This is a genomic window from Streptomyces sp. NPDC048192 (assembly GCF_043202415.1).
In the GTDB taxonomy this organism is placed as follows: domain Bacteria; phylum Actinomycetota; class Actinomycetes; order Streptomycetales; family Streptomycetaceae; genus Streptomyces.
In genome coordinates, this window is record NZ_JBIDAL010000005.1 from 235,194 (window position 1) to 254,167 (window position 18,974).

Below are 18,974 nucleotides of genomic sequence, written 5' to 3' on the forward strand. Positions count from 1 at the left end.
GGAGCCCACGTCGGCGGGACGGCCGTACGTGGCGTTGGCGCCGCAACGCCGGAGAGGCGCCGCTCGCCGCGAGGCCCGTGGTCAGCGTCGCGCCGTGCCCCTGGTCGTCACCGCCAGCAGCACCAGTGCGAGGACCTGGATGGCGACGACCACCTCGATCAGTACGGGGATCGAGTAGCCGTACAGGCCGCCGGTGAGCGCGCCGCCGGTCAGGCTCGCCGCGCCGACGACGCCGGCGAACAGGCCGTACGCGGTGGCCCGGCGGCCGCTGGGCACCAGGTCGGCGACCGTGGCGCGCAGGGTGGACTCCTGGATGCCCATGGCCGCGCCCCACACGAGTGAGCCGGCGACCGCGACGGCGAGCGTGCTGGTGAACGCCAGGGCCGCGACGGCCGCCGTCAGCACCGGCAGCGCCACCAGCACGCGCGGGCCGAACCGGTCGTAGAGCCATCCCGTGGCCAGTGCCGCCACGGCGTCCACGGCCATCGCCGCCGCGTACAGCACCGGCACCCACGCGGCGCTGAGCAGGTGCCGTTGGACCAGGTGGTAGGAGAGGACGCCGAAGGTGGCGAAGCCCGTCGTGGTGGCCGCGGTGAAGGCGGCGTAGGTCCAGAAGGCCCGTGGCAGCCGCAGGTTGCGCGCGGCGGGCGGCGCGCTCGCGGCGGCCTGCGCCTCGCGTTCGTAGGCTTCCGGGTCCGGGACCCGGGCCCGCAGCCAGAACAGCAGGGCGAGTACGGCGATGCCGGGGACGGCGAGCACGCCGAGCGCGGGGCCGTAGTCGTTGCCGGTCAGCGCGAGAACGCCGGCCACCAGCAGGGGGCCGACCAGGGCGCCGATCTGGTCCAGCGCCTCGTGCACGGCGAAGCCGCGGCCCCGGCCGGTGGCGGCGGTGGCGTGCGACAGCATCGTGTCCTTGGCCGGGGAGCGCACCGCCTTGCCGACCCGCTCGGCGACCACGAGCGCGCACGCCGCCCACAGCACGCCCACCACGCCCAGCAGCGGCACCGATGCGACCGTCAGCGCGTATCCGGCGATGGCCAGGCCCCAGAAGCGGCGGGTACGGTCCGCCAGTGGCCCGGACACCAGGCGCAGGCCGAACGCCGCGGCCTCACCGGCGCCGGTGACGACACCGACCACCAGCGCGGACGCGCCCAGTGACGCCAGCAGCGGGCCGGTGATCGAGCGGGCGCCCTCGTACACGAAGTCGGCGAGCAGGCTGACGGTTCCGAACCACACCACGAACCGCCACGCCCCCATCCGCACCGGCCGGTCCGCCTCCGGTCCGCAGGCGGACTCCGGCTCCGGGTCGCGGGAAAGCTCCGGGTCGTGAGAAAACTCCGGCTCCCCGGAAGGCTCCGGATCCCCGGGCGAGCCGCGTCCGCCTCTCAGCCTCGTCACCGCCGCCTCCTCGTCCGGGGGATACCTGTCGTCGAACAGCCTCCCCGCATCCGCCGCCCGCGTCGAGACGCCGTCAGTCCCGCCCCGGACCGGACCTCCGCCACGCCGCGTCGGCCAGCAGGCGCAGGCCGTTGAGGCCGACGATGACGGTGGAGCCCTCGTGGCCGGCGACGCCGAGGGGCAGGGGCAGGGTGCCGGCGAGGTCCCAGAGGACCAGGCCGGTGATGAACAGCGCGGCGATGACCAGGTTCTGCACGACCAGGCGGCGGGCGCGGCGGGAGAGGCGTACGACCGTGGGGACGGCGGCCAGTTCGTCGCGGACCACGACCGCGTCGGCGGTCTCCAGGGCGAGGTCGGAGCCCGCGCGGCCCATCGCGACGCCGGTGTGGGCGGCGGCGAGGGCGGGGGCGTCGTTGACGCCGTCGCCGACCACCAGCACCTTGCGTCCGGCGCGTTCCAGTTCCCGTACGGCGGCCACCTTGTCCTGGGGCAGCAGTCCGGCGCGGACGTCGGTGATGCCGGCCTCGGCGGCGAGCTGGGCCGCGGCGCGGGCGTTGTCGCCGGTGACGAGCACCGGGGCGGTGCCGGTCAGCTCGCCGAGGGCGGAGACGGTGCCGGCGGCGTCCTCGCGGAGCCGGTCGGCCAGGCCCAGCACTCCGGCCGGTGCGCCGTCGAGGACGACCAGTACGGCCGTACGGCCCTCCTCCTCGAGAGCGGCGGCCACGGCCTGCGCCGGGTGGCCGGTGGGGTCGTGCGGGACGCGGGCGGGGCTGCCGACCGCGACGGTACGGCCCTGCACCGTGGCGCGTACGCCGGCGCCCGGTGTGGCGGTGAAGTCGTCGGCCGGCGGGATGTCCAGGCGCCGGCGGCGGGCGGTGTCCACGATCGCGCGGGCCAGCGGGTGCTCGCTGGGGTGCTCGGCCGCGGCGGCCAGCCGCAGCACCTCGTCCTCGGTGAGGCCGGAGCCGGGCAGCGGACGGATGTCGGTCACCCGCCGGGTGCCCTCGGTGAGCGTGCCGGTCTTGTCCAGGGCGACGGCGTCCACCTCGCCCAGGCGCTCCATGACCACCGCCGACTTGACCAGCACGCCGTGGCGTCCGGCGTTGGCGATGGCGGACAGCAGCGGCGGCATGGTGGCCAGCACGACGGCACAGGGCGAGGCGACGATCATGAAGGTCATCGCGCGGAGCAGGGTGGACCGCAGGTCGGCGCCGAGCAGCAGGGGCAGGGCGAACAAGACGACGGTGGCGGCGACCATGCCGAGGCTGTAGCGCTGTTCGACCTTCTCGATGAACAGCTGGGTGGGGGCCTTGGTCTCGGAGGCCTCCTCCACGAGGGCCACGATCCGGGCGATCACCGAGTCGGACGGGTCGCGGTCGACCCGCACGCGCAGGGCGCCGGTTCCGTTCAGGGTGCCGGCGAACACCTCGTCGCCGGTCTGCTTGGCGACGGGCAGCGGTTCGCCGGTGATGGTGGCCTCGTCGACGTCGCTCGTCCCGTCCAGCACCCGGCCGTCGGCGCCGATGCGCTCGCCGGGCCGGACCAGGATGACGTCGCCCACCGCGAGTTGCCCGCCGGGGACGGTCTCCTCGGTGCCGTCGTCCGCGAGCCGGGTGGCCGTGGCGGGGGCGAGGTCGAGCAGGCCGCGCACGGAGTCGGCGGTGCGGGCGGTGGCGACCGCCTCCAGGGCGCCGGAGGTGGCGAAGATGACGATCAGCAGCGCACCGTCCAGGACCTGCCCGATCGCCGCCGCCCCGAGTGCGGCGACGACCATCAGCAGGTCCACGTCCAGGGTCTTCTCGCGCAGTGCCTGAAGGCCCGCCCAGCCCGGCTCCCAGCCGCCGGTGGCGTAGACGGCCGCGAGGAGCGGACCCCACGTCCAGGCCGGCGCCCCGGCCAGGTGCAGCGGCAGCGCGATCAGGAACAGCACCAGCGCCGCGGCGGCCCACCGCGCCTCGGGCAGGGCGAGGACACGGGTACGGCGCCGGGGCGCCACGGTCTCGCGGGCGGCTCGGGGCGGCGCCGGGCGGGTGAGCGTGGATGACATCGGCAGGGGGTCCTTCACCGTGGGCGGACGCGATCAGGTCGGAACCCCACCACCGTAACAGGAACGAATGAAGAGACATTCATGTGTTCATACGTGGTGCCGTACGATGGGCGCATGGGTCATGGAGCCGCACCGCCCTCCGGAAGCGTCCCGCGCAGGCGCCTGGACGCCGACAGCGCCGCCAAGGTCGCCACCACGCTCCAGGCGCTGGCGACCCCCTCACGGCTGCTGATCCTGGCCCGCCTGCGCGAAGGGTCCCTGCCCGCGACCGAACTGGCCGCCGAGGTCGGCATGGAACAGTCCGCGTGCTCCCACCAGTTGCGGCTGCTGCGCAACCTCGGACTGGTCGTCGGCACCCGGAAGGGCCGCTCGGTCGTGTACTCGCTGTACGACAACCACGTGGCCGAACTCATCGACCAGGCCATCTACCACGTCGAGCATCTGCGCCTCGGCCTGACCGACCTGACCGACGCGGCCTCCGTCGCCGGAGGCGAGCCGGAAGAGGCCGCGGTCCCGAGCGCGTGAGCGTGCCCGACGGCGGCCCCGCTACGAGGTGAGCCGGTCGGCCGCGGGCGCCCGGAGGCTGCCGTAGCGCTCCATGCGCTGCCAGCGCAGCCGGGAGCCGGAGACGGCGGTGAACAGGGACTGGATCACCACCAGGTACATCAGCTGGCGGTAGACGAACTGCTGCAGCGGCAGGCTCCACAGCGGGCCGGGGCGCTCGCCGTCGAGACGGAACGCGTAGAGGCCCATGAGGAGTTGGAGCAGCAGAAAGGCCAGCCAGAGCCCGGCGATCCGCAACGGGTCGAGGAAGAGCAGCCCGTAGACGGCGAAGATGTCCACCACGGGCGCGAGCAGCGGCAGCAGCACCTGGAAGAGCAGCAGGTAGACCAGCCCGCGGCGGCCCAGCTTGCCGGCGGCGCCGCGCTGCAGCAGCGCGCCGCGGTGCTTCCACATCGCCTGCAGGGTGCCGTAGCACCAGCGGTAGCGCTGTCGCCACAGGGCGTTCAGGGACGCCGGCGCCTCCGTCCAGGCCACCGCGCCCTCCTCGTACACCACGCGCCAACCGGCCCGGCACAGCGCCATGGTGAGGTCGGTGTCCTCGGCGAGGGTGACGTCGCTGACGCCGCCGAGGGCGAGCAGCGCCCGGCGGCGGAAGGCGCCGACCGCTCCGGGTACGGTCGGCATGCACTCGGCGAGGTCGAACAGGCGGCGGTCGAGGTTGAAGCCGACCACGTACTCGATGTGCTGCCAACGGCCCAGCAGACCACCGCGGTTGACGACCTTGGCGTTGCCCGAGACGGCGCCCACGCGCGGGTCGGCGAAGGGCTGCACGATCGTGCGGACGGTGCCGGGTTCGAAGACGGTGTCGCCGTCGACCATGACCACCAGCTCGCAACGTGCCGCGGCCAGGCCCGCGTTGAGCGCGGCGGGCTTGCCGGCGTTGCGCTGCCGGATCACCCGCACGCCGGGCAGGCGGAGCGACTCCACCAGGTCGGCGGTGCCGTCGGTGGAGCCGTCGTCCACGACGATGATCTCCACGGGGTGGTCCGAGGCGAGCAGGGAGCGTACGGCCGCCTCGATCCCGGCGCTCTCGTTGTAGGCGGGCACGATGACGCTGACCGGTTCGGTCACCGGCGGCCCCCAGGCCCGGCCCGGGCGCCGGGAGCGCAGCCGCCGGTGCCGGCGGGCCGCGACGAGGACGACCGCGGCGCGCAGCACGCTGATCGCGCCGGCCGCGTACATGAGCACGCCCAGCAGCCACACCGTCCGGTCGCCGGCCCGCAGCACGTCGATCAGGGCCATGCCCTGCAGCCGGTCGGCGAGCCCCGCGCGCTGGACGGGCCCGGCCATGCCGACGGCGGCGCCGACCGTCGCGAACCGGAAGCCCCGCGCCTTGAGCCGGGGGATCAGGGTGCTCAGCGCGGTCACGGTCTGGGACCGGTCGCCGCCGGCGTCGTGCAGGAGCACGATCTGCCCGGCGTGGCCGCGCGGGGTGGCGTCGGCGACGATGCGGCCGACGCCGGGGCGCCGCCAGTCCCGGGCGTCCTGAGTGGAGAGCACGGTGACATAGCCCGCGGCGCTCGCCTGCCGCAGCACGGACCAGTCGGCGTCGTCCAGGGCGTCGTTCCGCGACGAGTACGGCGGTCTGAGCAGCGCGGTGGTGACGCCCGCGGCGCCGGCCACCGCGAGCTGCGTCTCCCGCAGTTCCAGGGAGCGCTGCCAGGGCGCGAGGCGGGCCAGGTCGGGGTGGGTGAAGGTGTGGACGCCGATCTGGTGGCCGTCGGCGACGATCCGGCGGACCAGCTCCGGGTGCGCGACGACCTGGGTGCCCACGACGAAGAACGTCGCGTGCACGTGGTTGCGCTTCAGGACGTCGAGGATCTGCGGCGTCCAGACCGGGTCGGGCCCGTCGTCGAAGGTGAGCGCGACGGTGCCGGGGGCGACCCGGGCGGTGTGCGGCGAGGCGGCGGCGTCCGCGATCACGGGTCCGCCGTGCACCACCCGGGCGGGCACCGCGTCGCTCCGGCCGCGGGCGCCCGTCACGTCGTCCGAGGTGATGCCGAACATGTGGTGGGTGTAGCCCTGCAGCAGCAGGGCCGTCGACAGGGTCACCACGAGCACGCTCAGCAGGAGCCAGTGGGTGCGGGGGGTGATCTGGCGGGCGCGGCCCCGGTGGCGGGCGGGCGTGGTGCGGTGTCGGCGGTCGGTCACGTCAGGGGCCTCGGGTCACTTCACGGGTCGGTGCGAGGAGCCGAGGGCGCGGCCCCTGGCGGAGGGTGCGGGCGCGGTGGCCGGGGCCGCGGCGGCGGTGCCGGTGGGGGCCGGGGCGGCGGTCGTGGCGGGTGCGGGCGTGGCGCGGACGGTGGCCGTGGGGGCGGTGGTCGTCCGTCCGGTGCCGCCGGAGCGCGGCGGGGCCGCCGGTCCGGTGCTCTTCGCCGTGTGCCCGGTGCCGGACGGGGTGTCGGGCGCGGTCGCCCTGGGCGTGGCCGGGTGCGTGGGGCCCGCCTGCGGGACGATCGGAGAGCTGACCGTGGGGCCGCCGAGCAGGGTGCTGACCAGCAGGGCGACATAGCCGCCCGCGGGGATCACCAGCAGGCGCGCGGCGCGGACGACCCGGCGCTGGCGTCGCCCTGAGAGGTCGACGAACACCGGGCGCGCGGACTCGTCCGGGTGCGTCTCGGGCTCCCTCCGGGGCGTGTGCGGCTCGGGCACGGGCGGGGCGGCGGTGTCGGTCACCGGGAGCTGCGCGGTGTGGACGTCACCGTGCGGGACACAGGGCGCGGCCTGGTGCGGCCACGGCGCCCACGGTGCGGGCTGCGCCGCCCGCGGGTCCCAGGCCTGCGGGACGGTGCCGGCGCCCGCGCCGCGTTCGTGACCGTGGGCATACGCGTGGCCGTAGGCGTACTCGTGGCCGTAGGCGTAGTCGTCACCGTGGGTGTACGCGTGACCGTGGGCGTGCGCCTGCCCGGTGCCGCCGTACGGGTCCTCGCCGCGCACCGCTCCGCTGTCGTCCGTCCACCGCACGAGTCGTGTCCCCTTGTCCTGGCCGCCGACCGACGCGGTCGCCCGTAGGGACAGAGCGGACTCGGCCGAAAGTGTTACAGCGGGGATCCCGGGCTCGACGGGGCGAGCGAAGCGGCGGACCGCACGGGCCCGCGCGCCTCACGCGTCGGCCGGCAGGCGCTTGACCACCGCCTCACCGCGCGCGGCCGTCTGCGCGTAGAACGCCCTCAGCTCCTGGTGCGCCGCGGCGAACGCGGCCCAGGTCTCGGGTTCCGCGGAAGCGCCGCCGTAGCGCGGCAGCAGGTCCTCGCGGGCGACGTCCCACAACGTCTCGAAGTCGGCGGCGCTCAGGAACCCGGCGACCCGGCGGGCCTGGGCGGCCGTCAGCACCAGCAGGCGCGGCCGGTGCCGGTCGCGGCGGAACACGGGCCGGCCGCCGAGCACGACCTGGGTGTGGGGCCGGCCCCCGGTGCGCCGGGGACCGGCTCCGGCGTAGAGGCGTTCCTGGTCCAGGTAGCGCTCGTCCAGCACCTCCTCCCGGTGCCGGACGGCCGCGCCGCCCTCCTCGAACTGCCGTTCCAGCCAGGTCGCGCTGTTGCGCAGGGCCGGGGGCGGCACCGCGCGCAGACGGAGATGGGCACTCATGCTCCAGGGAGCGCACGACGGCGGTGAGGCGTCACGCTGCCGTGATCGCCGGAGCGGCCGGAACCCGTGCAGTGGGCGGTTCCCGGCCGCCCCGTCCCTCGCCGTGCCGCCCACGGGGGGAGCCGGCGGCACGGAGGGGCCTGCGCGGCCGGCGTACGGCGGACGCGCGCCGTCGAGCCCGTGCGCCACCGGTACCGGCACTGGGTCAGCGCGCGGCCGGCGCGGAACGTCACCTTGGGTCCAGGACGCCGGTCGGACGGCGCGGGGCCGTAAAGGGCCGGCGGGGCGTTGTGACACTTCTGTGACGGCAGACGCTGTGCAGCATGGGGGCCGTCGATGCGACCGGAGCGCGGCGGACGGCACGGACCCGCTTCGGACCGGTGCGAACGAGGACAGTCTTGGGCCAGGTACGGCAACCCGGGCGCGTACGTGCGCACGACGGGGAGTTGGGCGCTGCGGTCGCGCGGGCCCAGGACGGGGACGAGGCCGCCTTCGCGGTGGCGTACCGGATCGTGCAGCCCGGCCTGCTCGGCTATCTGCACGGGCTGGTCGGCGACGACGCCGAGGACGTGGCCTCCGACGCCTGGCTGGAGATAGCCCGCGACCTCGGGCGCTTCAAGGGGGACGGCGCCGGGTTCCGGGGCTGGACCGCGACCATCGCCCGCCACCGGGCCCTGGACCACCTGCGCCGACGGCGCGCCCGTCCCCGGCCCGGCGGCACCGAACAGGACGTGCTGCATCTGCCCGCCCCGCAGAACACCTACGACGAGGCCCTGGAGTCCCTCTCCACCGAGCAGGCCCTGGCCCTGGTCCGCGCGCTGCCCCGGGAGCAGGCGGAGGCGGTGCTCCTGCGCGTCGTCGTGGGCCTGGACGGTCCGGCCGCCGCACGCGTCCTCGGCAAGCGCCCGGGAGCCGTGCGCACGGCCGCCCACCGGGGCCTCAAACGCCTCGCCCGGCAGCTGGGCGTCGGCGGTGAGGCGGACGCGGGTGTGACGGATGGGACTCCCCGAACGCTGGGGGAATGGACGTGAACGACGCGGACGGCGGAAGGCGGCCGGAGGCCGCCGGGCACGCCACATCGACGCCTGCCGACGTATCCGAACGCATACGAACGGATCGGAACGGTCGGTACGGGTCGAGCACATCAGAACGTATGGAACGGCTGGACAGGGACGGAAACGGGCATGGGTGAACGACTGAGCGGCGACGGAGCACCGGTCCGTCGCCGGCAGGTGCACCCCGGTGGCACCATGTCCGGCCCGTCGGGCGCGCAGGACGCCGCCGCGCTGGAAACGGTGCTGGGGGCCGCGCTGCGCACGGACCGCCTCGACCCCGAGGCCGAGCAGCGGGCCCTGGCCGCGTTCCGTGCCGCAGGCCACCGGGCGGACGCCCGCCCGGCCCGCACCCGGCGCCGGGACGACTGGCGGCCGCGCGAGGAACGGCGGCTGCGGCACCCGGTCCGGATGACGTTCGGCGCGGTGTTCGCCAGCCTCGCGCTGGGCGGAGTCGCGGTCGCGGCCATCGGCCACACGGGGTCGCCCGGCCATGGCGCGGGTGACGCCGGCAGGGCCGCGCACCGTCCGGCGGTGGCCGCCGGACGGCCGGACGGCACCGCCTCGCCGTCGTCCTCCGGCGGTCCGGGAGCGACGGGCCGCCCCTCCCCCGCCCAGGACACCGAGGCCCACTGCCGCGCCTACGAGCAGGTCGACGGGCGGGGCAAGGCGCTCGGTGCGACGGCCTGGCAGCGGCTCGTCACCGCAGCCGGCGGAAAGGACAAGGTCGCCGCCTACTGCGCCCAGCAGCTGGCGCACGCGACGGCCAAGCCGCAGAAGCCGGCCGGCACGGGCGCCCCCGGCAGGCACGCCGCGAACTCCGGCAGCGGCAACGCGACCAAGAAGCCGGGCAGTCCGGGCGGCGGCACCTCCGGCAGCGGGACGGGCGCCGACTCCGGCGGCACCCACCCCTCGACCGGCAGCGGGAGCGGCCGGGCCGGCGACGGAGCCGGCCACACCGGCAGCGGCGGCACCAGCACCGGCAGCGGCAGCGGCAGCGGCAGCGGACAGAGCAGCGGCAAGCACCGTTAGGCCCGCCGCCGTACCGGCGAGCAGTGCGCAACCTGTTCGGCGCAGGGCGTCACACCTGGGTCGCGCCCGGAATGCCGGTTATGAGGGCTGTCGGTACGTTCGTCGCAGATCGGTCGTCCGGCCGACGTCCGCCGAGACAGAGGTAACTGACATGCCCTCGCGTACTTTCGCCGTGGTCGGCGCCGGAGCCGGCGCGACCGTCCTCGCAGCCGCCGGCCTCACCTACGCCCTGACCGCCGGATCGGCCCCGGCGTCCGCGTCCGTCCACCAGGCGGCCGCACCCGCCCACCGTGCCGCGGCCCCGAAGGCGCACCCCGCGGCCAAGCCGCAACGGCCCGCTCCCGCCGCGGCCCCCCAGGACGGCATGGGGTCCGGCGGGCGGAACGAGGGGCGCGACGGCGGCGGACGCGGCCACGGCCACCGGGAGGACGGGCGGATCTACTTCAACGAACGCGTCTACCCCGCCGTCGTCGACGGCTGCATCACCGCGGCGAGCGGCCTCGGGGCGAACAGCTTCAGCATCTTCAACGACAGCCACCGCACCGTCGAGGTCTTCCGCGGCTTCTCCTGCGACAACGGCGCCCCGGTCGCCGTCGTCGGCCCCCACGGCAGTACCTACGGCGTGGTGCCCCGCACGGACCACGGGGGCGAGTTCGGCGAGGACGGCGGCGTGCTCGCCCGCGCGGGCCTGTTCGACGACGGCGTCGCGGGCAGCTTCCGCGTGGTCGGCGGCCACCCCGACTGGTGACGGCACCGCCCGGGCGCACCGCCCGGGCGGTGCGCCGGACCTCGACCGCGAAGGCCACGCTCCGCCGCGTCAGTCCCCGTCGAGCCCCGGCTGGATCTCCACCGTGAAGACCGCGTCCTCCGGACCGGTGCCCTCCTCGTCCTCCCAGACGATGACCCGTACGTGCTTCTGGCCGGCTCCGCGGCGGTCCCACTCGGACACCAGGTCGGTGACGACGAGGGCGGCGACGTACTCGGCGTCCTCGCCCGGGCCGTCGGTGGTGACGGTCCCCCGCCACCGCTGCGGATCGTCGCCGTAGGGCCGCCAGCCCTCGGAGCCGTGCGGTTCCTCCACCCGGTACGCCCAGTCCGTCTCGGTGCTCATGACCCGATCCTGTCACTTCCCGGCGGGGGCCCGGTGACCGGCCGATCCCCGCCCGGTGCCGGGAGTCGCGGCCGGACCGGTGTCAGGACGCATGGCCGAACCCGCTGGTGTGGACGACGCGCCCGTGCCGGTGGCGCCGGTGGGTGTCGGGCTCGCGGTGGAGGGCGACGAGCGCCGCGTCGTCGTCGAGGCTTCCCCGGGTGTGGGTGAGCAGATCGCGCTTGATGTGGTGCAGCAGCGACTCCGGGCCGCCCTTGTCCCAGTGGGCGGCCCGCGCCTCGAAGGGATAGAAGCGGCCCTCGGGATCGCGGGCCTCGATCACGCCGTCCGTGTAGAGCAGCAGGGTGTCGCCGGGCGAGAAGGACGCCACGTCGATGGTGTACGCCTCCGGCCCCTTCTCCGTGATGCCCAGGGGCGGCGCCGGACTCAGGCCGGGGACGGTCAGGCCGTTGCCGGGGCTGAGCAGCAGCGGGGGCGGATGGCCGCAGCTGATCATGCGGACGGTGTCGTCGTCGTCGGGGATCTCCAGCAGCAGGGTGGTGGCGAAGCGCTCGCCGGCCTCGGCGGGCGGCTCGAAGTCGGCCAGGTAGCGGATCACGCTCTGCTCCAGGGTGGCGGCCAGATCGGGCAGCGTGGCGTGCCGGTGGGCCGCTTCCCGGAAGGCCCCGAGCAGCAGGGCGGACTCCCCGATGGCGGACAGGCCCTTGCCCCGTACGTCGCCGATCATGAGGCGCACGCCGCCGGGGACGCGGGTGGCGGCGTACAGGTCGCCGCCGATCTGCGCCTCGTCCTCGGCGGCCAGGTACAGGCAGGCGATCCGCAGGGTGCCCATCCGCTCCGGCAGCGGCCACAGCAGCCCGTGCTGCGCGGCCTCGGCGACCGAGCGCACCTGGGCCAGCTCGCGCCTGTGCCGCTCGCGCACCAGGCAGAAGAACACGACCAGGGCGGACAGCACCGCGAGGGCGAGGATCTGGACCAGCACGTTGCGCTGGAACAGCACGCCGAAGTGCCAGCCGATCCACGCCTGCGCCGCCACCGTCAGGACTCCGATCAGCGTGGTGGTCCGGGGACCGGCGAAGGAGGCGGTGATCGCGGGGGCGATCACCAGGAGCGGGCCGAGATGGATGTCCGCCGGGACCAGTTGGTCCACCGCCGTGATGACCACGATGAGCACGATCGGGATCAGCAGCAGCGCGTGGCTGGACTGACGCAGCTGCCGCACACCGGCCAAGCCATGTCCGGCTTTCACGCCTTCCACAGTGCCACCACCCGCGACAGCTGACGACCCGGTCGGTTCTTGACGCAACCATGACGCCGGGGCCGCATCCATTCGGTCCCGGCCGGTGTCCTTCCCCGTGTCCCTGCCGTTGCGAGGAATGGAGTGCCATGGAAGGCACCGTGGTGGCGGTCGTCGTGCTGGCGCTGTCGGCGCTGCTCGTGCTGAAGAGCGGTATACGCGTGGTCAACCAGGTGGAGCGCGGGGTCGTGTTCCGGTGGGGCAAGGCCCTGCCGCAGCACCGGCAGCCGGGCGTCACCTTCCTGATCCCCTTCGCCGACCGCATGCGCAAGGTGAACGTGCAGGTCGTGACCATGCCGGTGCCCACGCAGGAGGGCATCACCAGGGACAACGTCTCGGTCAAGGTCGACGCGGTGGTCTACTTCCGGGTGACCGATCCGGTGCGCGCGGCCATCGAGGTGCAGGACTACGTCTTCGCCGTCGGGCAGGTCGCCCAGTCCTCGCTGCGGTCGATCATCGGCAAGAGCGATCTGGACGACCTTCTCAGCGACCGGGAGCGGCTGCACGAAGGGCTGGCGCTGATGATCGACAGCCCGGCCGCCGGATGGGGCGTCCACATCGACCGGGTCGAGATCAAGGACGTCCAGCTGCCCGAGTCGCTGAAGCGGTCCATGTCCCGGCAGGCCGAGGCCGAGCGTGAGCGCCGGGCCCGGGTCATCACCGCCGACGGCGAGTTCCAGGCCGCGCAGCAGCTCGCCAACGCCTCCAGGATCATGGCCGACACCCCGGAGGCCATGCAGCTCAGGCTCCTGCAGACCGTCGTCGAGGTCGCCGCCGAGAAGAACTCGACCCTCGTGATGCCCTTCCCCGTCGAGCTGCTGCGCTACTTCGACCGTGCCGTGCAGAAGATCGACGCCGACCTCAGCGCGCCTCGGCCGACTCGGCCGACCCCGGCTCCGGACGCGGCCCAGCCGGCCCCGGCTCCGGACGCTGCCCAGCCGGCCCCGGCTCCGGACGCTGCCCAGCCGGTTCCGGCGCCGGCCGAGCAGGCGCGGCAGCAGCCCCCGCTTCCGGTGCAGGAGAGCGCCGGCCCGCGATAGCCAGCGACAGGGTCACGCACACCGAGCCCGCCGCCATCACCGTCATCCCGGCGGCGGGCGAGGTGAGCTGGGCCACCGCGCCGGCCAGCGCGGCGCTCACGCCCTGCATGGTCAGCATGCCGGAGGAGTGCAGCCCCAGCGCCTGCCCGGCCAGTTCGTCCGGGGTCAGCTCCATCAGGCGCTCCTGCTGCACGAGGCTCGCGCCGAAGCCCGCCGAGGCGACCGTCACGCAGACCGCCGCGACCGGCAGCGGCGGGTGCGCGCCGAACGCCAGGTACGGCGTCGCCAGCAGAAGCAGCAGCGGGGTGGCCAGCCGGCGCCGTACCGCGCGCGGCAGCAGCCGGCCCACCGTCACGTCCCCGGTGAACATGCCGAACGCCCCGCAGGCGAACAGGGTGCCGGCCGCGTGCGGCGCGTACGGCACGTACAGCGACTCGCAGCCGACGACCAGGCCGTTGGGCAGCCACAGGCCCAGGTAGGTGAGGCGGCGCGGGCGGGAGGACCACAGCAGGGCGTTGGTGCGCCAGGTCGCCGCGGGGGACGTGCGGCCCGCCGTCCTCGGGGGCCGGGCGGACAGGCCGAGCCGCAGCGTCAGCGCGGCGAGCAGGTACAGCGCCGCCGACAGCAGCAGGCAGATACGCGGGGGGAGCGCGCCGAGGAGTGCGCCGCCGGTGGCGAACCCGGCGATCTGCATCAGGCCGCTCATCATGTTGAACAGCGAACGTCCCGGCAGGTAGCCGCCCCCGGCGAGGATCTCGTTCAGCAGGCCCCAGCGGACGCCGCCGCCGAGGGAGGCCACGAGCCCGAGGACCAGCAGGACGCCGAAGACCGCGCCGACCGGCAGGCCGGGCACCGCCTGCACCGCCGTACCGGCCGCGAAGGTCAGCCCGATCGCGGACAGCGCCGTACGCGGGGGCAGCCGGTCGGCGCCCGAGAGCAGGACGGTCGCGCCGAGCACCTGGGCGAGGGAGGGGCCGAACATGCTCACCGCCGACAGCAGCGGCGAGCCGGTCGCCCGGTACACGAGGGTGCCCAGGGCCAGCCCGCCGACGGTCTGCGCGGCGGTCTGCGCGGCCGCGCCGAGGAAGAGCGGGGTGAACTCCGGTGTGCGGAACAGGGATCGGTAGCCGGTCATGCCGGGGAGTCTCGGCGGGGGCCGCCCGGCCCGGTTATTGTTTCGCGGCAGCGCGAAAGGTCGTACGGCCGCGCGCGGTACGGCCGTGACGGGCGCCGTACGGCCGCGAGGGGGGTGCCGGACATGGGGTTGTGGCAGCTCGACGCCGACACGCTCGCCCGCAGCCGGTTCGTCCTCTCCCCGCTCTCCGAGGTCTTCGCCTGCCTGAAACTGCTGTACGGGCGGGACGCCGCGCACCCCGGCGAGCAGGAGTGGCTGCGCGCCCATCTGCCCGCCTACCGCGCCCGGCTGGCGGCGGACCCGGTGACGGCGCGGCTGGTCCGGGCCGGGATCGGCCGGAACTGGATCGCCGACTTCCTCGCCCCGGCGCCGCGCGACGGCGAGACGTTCGCCGACGGGGTCGCCCGGATCCGCTCGACGGCCCCGGACGCGGCCCGCGCCCATCTGCGCACCGCGCTCGCCGGCCCGCTCCCCGCCGAGCTGGACCGGGACGACCTGCCCGAGCGGGCGGCCGCCCTGCTGGAGTGGGTGTGGGAGGAGACCGTACGGCCCTCCTGGGAGCGGCGCCGGAGGGTGCTGGAGGCGGACGTGGTCGCGCGGACCGCGCAGGTGAGCCGGGGCGGCTGGGTGACCGTGCTGGACGCCCTGCGCCCCGGGCGCACCCGCTGGCTCGGCGAGAACCGGCTCCAGATCAACCTGCACGCGTACCCGCCCCGCGAGATCTCCGGCGCCGAGCTGGTCTTCGTGCCGGTGACCGTGCAGCGGGCCGGGTGGGCGGCCTGGGAGGAGGGGGTCCGGTACGCGGCGGTCTACCCGTGCGCCGGGGCCCTCGCCGACGCCGGTGTCCGCACCGTGCCCTCCGCCCTCGGCGCGCTTCTCGGCCCGGCCCGCGCCGACGTCCTGGTCCTCCTCGCCTCCCCCATGAGCACGACCCAGCTGACTGCGGTGACGGGGCAGGGGCTGGGGTCGGTGGGGCGCCATCTGAGGGTGCTGCGGGAGGCGGGGCTGGTGGAGCGGCGCAGGGCGGGGCGGTCGGTGCTGTACGCGAGGACGGCGGCGGGGGACGTACTGGCGGAGGCACCGGGGCGGGTGCGGGCCGGGGACGGGGACGCGCGGGCGTCTAGGCTCACCCCATGACCAACGTGCTGAATGTCGAGATCGGTGCCCTCACCGGTGGATCCGCCAACCTGGAGCAGTACGCCGGGAAGGCGGTCCTCGTCGTCAACGTCGCCTCCAAGTGCGGCCTCACCCCCCAGTACACGGGCCTGGAGAAGCTCCAGGAGCGGTACGCCGACCGTGGTTTCACCGTGCTGGGCGTGCCCTGCAACCAGTTCCTCGGGCAGGAGCCCGGCACCGCGGAGGAGATCGCGGAGTTCTGCTCGGCGACGTACGGCGTGACCTTCCCGCTCACCGAGAAGGTGGAGGTGAACGGCGCGGGCCGGCACCCGCTGTACCAGCGCCTGGTGGACTTCCCCGACGCCGAGGGCCACAGCGGCGACATCCGCTGGAACTTCGAGAAGTTCCTCATCGGCCGGGACGGCACGGTCGTCGCCCGGTTCTCCCCGCAGACCGGGCCGGAGTCGGACGAGATCGTTACGGCGATCGAGGCCCAGCTGGCCTAGCCGGTCGGCTCCGGGGCGCCGTGGGTGCACGGCCGAGCCCCCTCGGCAAGGACGGCGACTGGTCGAGAGGGCTCTTCTGGTGGTGCGTGTGAAGTTGTGTTCGTCGGGAGGTCTCTACGGGCGAAGGTCAGCGAGGACCTCCTAGGCCTTGACCGAGGCCACGAAGGCGTTCCACGCGTCGGCGGGGAAGGCCAGGACCGGCCCCTCGACGACCTTGGAGTCACGGACGGCGAGTTCGGCGTCGATGGGCGACTTGACCTCGACGCAGGCGCCGTTGCCCGCGGAATAGGAGGACTTCGTCCACGTCTCCGTAGCGCCCTGAATCAGTGCCATGTCCACTCCTGTTGCGAGTTGCGATAGTGCGGTTCACGCCAACCTTGTCGTCCTGTTGGCGTGATCGACGCTACCGGGCAACCGCCCCCGCCGGAGGAGTCGTTCACTCGACTGGATGGCATATTCCAGAGGAGCCTTCCACCGGAGCGGATCGACGGTGTACGATCCGGCGCCCCCGGTGCCAGGTGCTCATTCGGCGTAGTCTTTGGCCACCTTCGCAATGAACTGCCGGGATTGCTCCACATTGAGGGACTGTGCCCGCAGATGCTCGTACATCACGGCGTACTTCTGCACGTCCTGCGCCTTCTCCAGGTACAGGTCGCTGGTGACGCCCTCCAGGTACACCACGCTGGAGTCGGCCGCGTCGGCGAACTCCAGGATCGCGTACTGGCCGTTCAGCCCCGGATGCGCGCCCACCTCGAACGGCAGCACCTGCACCGTGACGTGCGGCAGCTGGGACATCTCGATCAGATGGTCCAGCTGCTCGCGCATCACCAGCCTGCTGCCCACGACCCGGCGCAGCGCGGCCTCGTCGAGCACCACCCACAGCCGGAGCGGGTTGGCCTCGGCGGTGATACGTTCCTGTCGGCGCATGCGCACCTGCACACGCTTCTCGATCTCGGCCGTCGACGTCTCCGGCAGCGCGCCCTGCACCAGGGCCTCCGCGTAGGCGCGGGTCTGCAACAGCCCGGTGACCAGCTGGGGTTCGTACACCCGCAGCGACTCGGCGTCGGTCTCCAGACCGATGTAGACGCTGTACGGGATGTCCCCGAAGGTGTGCCACCACCCCTGCTGCCGGGAGTCCCGGGCCATCTCCATCAGCGAGTCCACGATCCGCTGGTCCTCGACCTCGTACACCCCGCACAGATCGCGCACATCGCGCTGGCTGATGCTTCTGCGGCCGTTCTCCAGCCGGCTGATCTTCGACTGCGACACGAGCAGTCGCTCGGCCACTTCCTCGGCCGTCATGCCCTTGAGCTCGCGGAGCCTGCGCAGCTCCTGGCCCAGCCGGCGCCGCCTGACGGTGGGATTGACATTGGACGCCACGGGACGTGCACCTCCGGCTGCCTGCCTGTTCCTTAACACTTTCCGTATCTGCTGCTGAGCAGACTGCCACCAAGGTGCTTTCTACCGCTGGGAAATGGTGGATATGCGGCGCGTACGCGTCAGTTCGGCACGGCTCGCCGCCCGATGGGGGGCCGGCCGCCGGGTCCGGAAGCGGCGGAGCGGGGCGGCGAGACACACAGGTCTCACCGCCCCGCTCGACCAGCGGCTCCCGAACCGGGTCTGTGGGGACCGGGGTTACGGCTCAGTGGGCCACGGCGCGTGCCATGGAGCCGCGGCGCGGCTGCATCGGAACCCCGCGTGCGGGCTCCGCCGCGGACCGGGCGCCGGGCCCGGCCTGCCGCGCGGTGGCGGCCGCTCCCCGGCGCGGCTGCGCGACCGCGCCGTTCTGCACGTCCATCACGGCGTGCGCGACGAGACCGCCCATGGGGTCGTGCCGGATCAGATCCCGCAGCCGGGACCTGGAGGACCGGCCCTCGTTCCCCGGGTACAGGTGCTTGCCGAGCCCGACGGCGTGCGCCAGGGCGGCGAGCGCCGCGGTCCGCGGGTCCGGCGGTACGCCGGTGCGGATCGCGGAGTCCAGCCGGGCCCTGATCTCCCGGCTGATCTCGTTGTCCGTCGCCTGGTAGCGCGTCGTCGGCAGCACCCCGCACATCTGGCCGGCCACGGCGTGCACCATGCCGCACCGCTCCAGATGCGAGAGGTAGGTCTGACGGAGCCCCAGGCGGGGCCCGCCGATCCAGTGAACAGCCCGCACGGGAGCGCCACGCCGTCGCAGCAACTCCAACGCGCAGTCCAAAGTCGGATCTCCAGTCGGCCGTGGCACCACCACGGCGATACGATCCCCGTCTGGGGCTATCCGTCCGGCCAGCGCCAGCTCCACTAGCTGTGCACCGGCCAGACCGAGGTCGAGCGACTGCGGCTGCGCAGTGGTACCCGTGGCCGGGTCCAGTGCCAGCAGCAGAAGCTCCTCCGGAAGTGTTCTGCGGCTCCTGCCCATCCATGCCTCCCCGCGTGGATGAATGACAGGGTGACCCCTCTCACATTGGTCTGTCGAGGGTGCGTGACCGGTTCGTGAGGGAACCGGTAGGTATGTCGTTCTCGTCTAGCGCAGGGGTTAAGCCCTCACACAGGACACTGGTACATGGTTCGGACAGGGCGCGCGTGTGGGCGTGCGGCGCATGAGGAGGCATCGGTGGCGGGCGAGTCCCCCGACAGGTCGAAGCAGCGCGAGTCGTCGGCGGAACCGACGCCGGGGAGCGCGGCTCCGGTTCCCGAGACACCGGATCCGCGTCTCGCGGTCGCCCGGGAAAAGGATTCCGCGCCGAGCGGTGCCGACACCGCGACGAAGATCCTGTCGATCCCCGACACCACCCCCTCCCCCGAGGACACCGCCCTCCGCAAGGCGGTCTCCTCCTGGGTACGCAAGGCCAACTCCAAGCCGCCGGCGGAAGATGAGCCGGAGGCGGACACGCCCACGACCACCGAAGCGAGTGCCGCCGCCGGCACGAACGCCGAGGGGGAGGGCGACGCGGGCCCGGAGGCTGAGGGGAACGCGGACGCAGAGGCTGAGGCGAGCGCGGACGCGGACGCCGAGGCGAACGCGGACGCGAGCACGGAGGCTGCGGGCAACGCGGGCGTGGACGCGGCGACGGGTGCTGACGGGGGCTCGGGCGCGGGCGGCGGGACC

17 protein-coding genes and 2 pseudogenes are annotated in these 18,974 nt (G+C 74.2%); 8 read left to right on the forward strand and 11 right to left on the reverse strand.

Annotation, left to right across the window (positions count from 1 at the left end; genetic code table 11):
• Positions 1 to 81: 81 nt before the first annotated feature.
• Both ACGFZN_RS11880 and ACGFZN_RS11885 read right to left on the reverse strand, forming a co-directional pair.
• Entirely contained in the window at positions 82 to 1,239 is a 1,158-nt protein-coding gene (locus tag ACGFZN_RS11880; RefSeq protein WP_393858307.1) for an MFS transporter, read from the reverse strand.
• Between the two features lie 232 nt (positions 1,240 to 1,471).
• A complete protein-coding gene (locus ACGFZN_RS11885; protein WP_393858308.1) occupies positions 1,472 to 3,445 on the reverse strand; it encodes a heavy metal translocating P-type ATPase in 1,974 nt (657 codons plus the stop codon).
• Between the two features lie 114 nt (positions 3,446 to 3,559).
• Here ACGFZN_RS11885 and ACGFZN_RS11890 point away from each other — a divergent pair, with 114 nt between their 5' ends.
• On the forward strand, positions 3,560 to 3,970 hold the full coding sequence (locus ACGFZN_RS11890) for an ArsR/SmtB family transcription factor (RefSeq protein WP_393858309.1): 411 nt from the start codon (positions 3,560 to 3,562) through the stop codon (positions 3,968 to 3,970).
• Positions 3,971 to 3,991: 21 nt separating this feature from the next.
• Here ACGFZN_RS11890 and ACGFZN_RS11895 read toward each other — a convergent pair whose 3' ends face one another.
• The 3 genes from ACGFZN_RS11895 to ACGFZN_RS11905 form a co-directional block, all read right to left on the reverse strand.
• A complete protein-coding gene (locus ACGFZN_RS11895) occupies positions 3,992 to 6,160 on the reverse strand; it encodes a bifunctional polysaccharide deacetylase/glycosyltransferase family 2 protein (RefSeq protein ID WP_393858310.1) in 2,169 nt (722 codons plus the stop codon).
• 15 nt (positions 6,161 to 6,175) lie between these two features.
• The gene (locus ACGFZN_RS11900) at positions 6,176 to 6,973 is read right to left on the reverse strand and encodes a hypothetical protein (RefSeq protein ID WP_393858311.1); all 798 of its coding nucleotides are present in this window, start codon (positions 6,971 to 6,973) and stop codon (positions 6,176 to 6,178) included.
• A 138-nt stretch (positions 6,974 to 7,111) separates the two neighbouring features.
• A complete protein-coding gene (locus ACGFZN_RS11905) occupies positions 7,112 to 7,597 on the reverse strand; it encodes a DUF1877 family protein (RefSeq protein WP_393858312.1) in 486 nt (161 codons plus the stop codon).
• A 398-nt stretch (positions 7,598 to 7,995) separates the two neighbouring features.
• Between ACGFZN_RS11905 and ACGFZN_RS11910 the strand changes: the two genes are divergently transcribed.
• The 3 genes from ACGFZN_RS11910 to ACGFZN_RS11920 all read left to right on the forward strand — a co-directional run bounded on the left by ACGFZN_RS11910 (position 7,996) and on the right by ACGFZN_RS11920 (position 10,429).
• The gene (locus ACGFZN_RS11910; RefSeq protein WP_393858313.1) at positions 7,996 to 8,628 is read left to right on the forward strand and encodes an RNA polymerase sigma factor; all 633 of its coding nucleotides are present in this window, start codon (positions 7,996 to 7,998) and stop codon (positions 8,626 to 8,628) included.
• A 153-nt stretch (positions 8,629 to 8,781) separates the two neighbouring features.
• Complete coding sequence (locus tag ACGFZN_RS11915) at positions 8,782 to 9,681, forward strand: hypothetical protein (RefSeq protein ID WP_393858314.1); 900 nt, start codon at positions 8,782 to 8,784, stop codon at positions 9,679 to 9,681.
• 151 nt (positions 9,682 to 9,832) lie between these two features.
• Entirely contained in the window at positions 9,833 to 10,429 is a 597-nt protein-coding gene (locus ACGFZN_RS11920) for a hypothetical protein (RefSeq protein WP_393858315.1), read from the forward strand.
• Between the two features lie 69 nt (positions 10,430 to 10,498).
• Here ACGFZN_RS11920 and ACGFZN_RS11925 read toward each other — a convergent pair whose 3' ends face one another.
• On the reverse strand, positions 10,499 to 10,792 hold the full coding sequence (locus ACGFZN_RS11925) for a hypothetical protein (RefSeq protein ID WP_393858316.1): 294 nt from the start codon (positions 10,790 to 10,792) through the stop codon (positions 10,499 to 10,501).
• Between the two features lie 82 nt (positions 10,793 to 10,874).
• A complete protein-coding gene (locus ACGFZN_RS11930; RefSeq protein WP_393858317.1) occupies positions 10,875 to 12,041 on the reverse strand; it encodes a SpoIIE family protein phosphatase in 1,167 nt (388 codons plus the stop codon).
• Positions 12,042 to 12,178: 137 nt separating this feature from the next.
• Here ACGFZN_RS11930 and ACGFZN_RS11935 point away from each other — a divergent pair.
• Positions 12,179 to 12,703: pseudogene (locus tag ACGFZN_RS11935) on the forward strand (SPFH domain-containing protein); the annotation flags it as partial.
• Positions 12,704 to 12,950: 247 nt separating this feature from the next.
• On the opposite strand, the gene ACGFZN_RS11940 reads toward ACGFZN_RS11935, so the two are convergent.
• The gene (locus ACGFZN_RS11940; RefSeq protein WP_393858318.1) at positions 12,951 to 14,264 is read right to left on the reverse strand and encodes an MFS transporter; all 1,314 of its coding nucleotides are present in this window, start codon (positions 14,262 to 14,264) and stop codon (positions 12,951 to 12,953) included.
• A 123-nt stretch (positions 14,265 to 14,387) separates the two neighbouring features.
• Between ACGFZN_RS11940 and ACGFZN_RS11945 the strand changes: the two genes are divergently transcribed.
• Both ACGFZN_RS11945 and ACGFZN_RS11950 read left to right on the forward strand, forming a co-directional pair.
• Complete coding sequence (locus ACGFZN_RS11945) at positions 14,388 to 15,401, forward strand: ArsR/SmtB family transcription factor (RefSeq protein ID WP_393858319.1); 1,014 nt, start codon at positions 14,388 to 14,390, stop codon at positions 15,399 to 15,401.
• Positions 15,398 to 15,886 (forward strand): glutathione peroxidase, encoded by a 489-nt coding sequence (locus ACGFZN_RS11950; RefSeq protein WP_393858320.1) that lies wholly within the window; start codon positions 15,398 to 15,400, stop codon positions 15,884 to 15,886. The genes ACGFZN_RS11945 and ACGFZN_RS11950 overlap by 4 nt, the downstream gene beginning before the upstream one ends.
• 141 nt (positions 15,887 to 16,027) lie before the next feature.
• Here the strand turns inward: ACGFZN_RS11950 and ACGFZN_RS11955 are convergent, their stop codons facing one another.
• The 3 genes from ACGFZN_RS11955 to ACGFZN_RS11965 form a co-directional block, all read right to left on the reverse strand.
• Positions 16,028 to 16,219, reverse strand: coding sequence for a DUF397 domain-containing protein (locus ACGFZN_RS11955; protein ID WP_393858321.1), 192 nt, complete (start codon positions 16,217 to 16,219; stop codon positions 16,028 to 16,030).
• A 189-nt stretch (positions 16,220 to 16,408) separates the two neighbouring features.
• Positions 16,409 to 17,266, reverse strand: coding sequence for a helix-turn-helix domain-containing protein (locus tag ACGFZN_RS11960; RefSeq protein WP_393858322.1), 858 nt, complete (start codon positions 17,264 to 17,266; stop codon positions 16,409 to 16,411).
• A 262-nt stretch (positions 17,267 to 17,528) separates the two neighbouring features.
• A complete protein-coding gene (locus ACGFZN_RS11965) occupies positions 17,529 to 18,284 on the reverse strand; it encodes a GPP34 family phosphoprotein (RefSeq protein WP_393858323.1) in 756 nt (251 codons plus the stop codon).
• 195 nt (positions 18,285 to 18,479) lie between these two features.
• Here ACGFZN_RS11965 and ACGFZN_RS11970 point away from each other — a divergent pair.
• Positions 18,480 to 18,974, forward strand: a pseudogene (locus ACGFZN_RS11970) (D-alanyl-D-alanine carboxypeptidase); the annotation flags it as partial.

What these genes read in the sequence shown, in the direction of transcription:
- ACGFZN_RS11885 (WP_393858308.1), bottom strand. Translation starts at nt 3,445, where the DNA reads ATGTCATCCACGCTCACCCGCCCGGCGCCGCCCCGAGCCGCCCGCGAG.
- ACGFZN_RS11920 (WP_393858315.1), top strand. Translation starts at nt 9,833, where the DNA reads ATGCCCTCGCGTACTTTCGCCGTGGTCGGCGCCGGAGCCGGCGCGACC.
- ACGFZN_RS11945 (WP_393858319.1), top strand. Translation starts at nt 14,388, where the DNA reads ATGGGGTTGTGGCAGCTCGACGCCGACACGCTCGCCCGCAGCCGGTTC.
- ACGFZN_RS11905 (WP_393858312.1), bottom strand. Translation starts at nt 7,597, where the DNA reads ATGAGTGCCCATCTCCGTCTGCGCGCGGTGCCGCCCCCGGCCCTGCGC.
- ACGFZN_RS11915 (WP_393858314.1), top strand. Translation starts at nt 8,782, where the DNA reads ATGGGTGAACGACTGAGCGGCGACGGAGCACCGGTCCGTCGCCGGCAG.
- ACGFZN_RS11890 (WP_393858309.1), top strand. Translation starts at nt 3,560, where the DNA reads ATGGGTCATGGAGCCGCACCGCCCTCCGGAAGCGTCCCGCGCAGGCGC.
- ACGFZN_RS11940 (WP_393858318.1), bottom strand. Translation starts at nt 14,264, where the DNA reads ATGACCGGCTACCGATCCCTGTTCCGCACACCGGAGTTCACCCCGCTC.
- ACGFZN_RS11965 (WP_393858323.1), bottom strand. Translation starts at nt 18,284, where the DNA reads ATGGGCAGGAGCCGCAGAACACTTCCGGAGGAGCTTCTGCTGCTGGCA.
- ACGFZN_RS11925 (WP_393858316.1), bottom strand. Translation starts at nt 10,792, where the DNA reads ATGAGCACCGAGACGGACTGGGCGTACCGGGTGGAGGAACCGCACGGC.
- ACGFZN_RS11955 (WP_393858321.1), bottom strand. Translation starts at nt 16,219, where the DNA reads ATGGCACTGATTCAGGGCGCTACGGAGACGTGGACGAAGTCCTCCTAT.
- ACGFZN_RS11950 (WP_393858320.1), top strand. Translation starts at nt 15,398, where the DNA reads ATGACCAACGTGCTGAATGTCGAGATCGGTGCCCTCACCGGTGGATCC.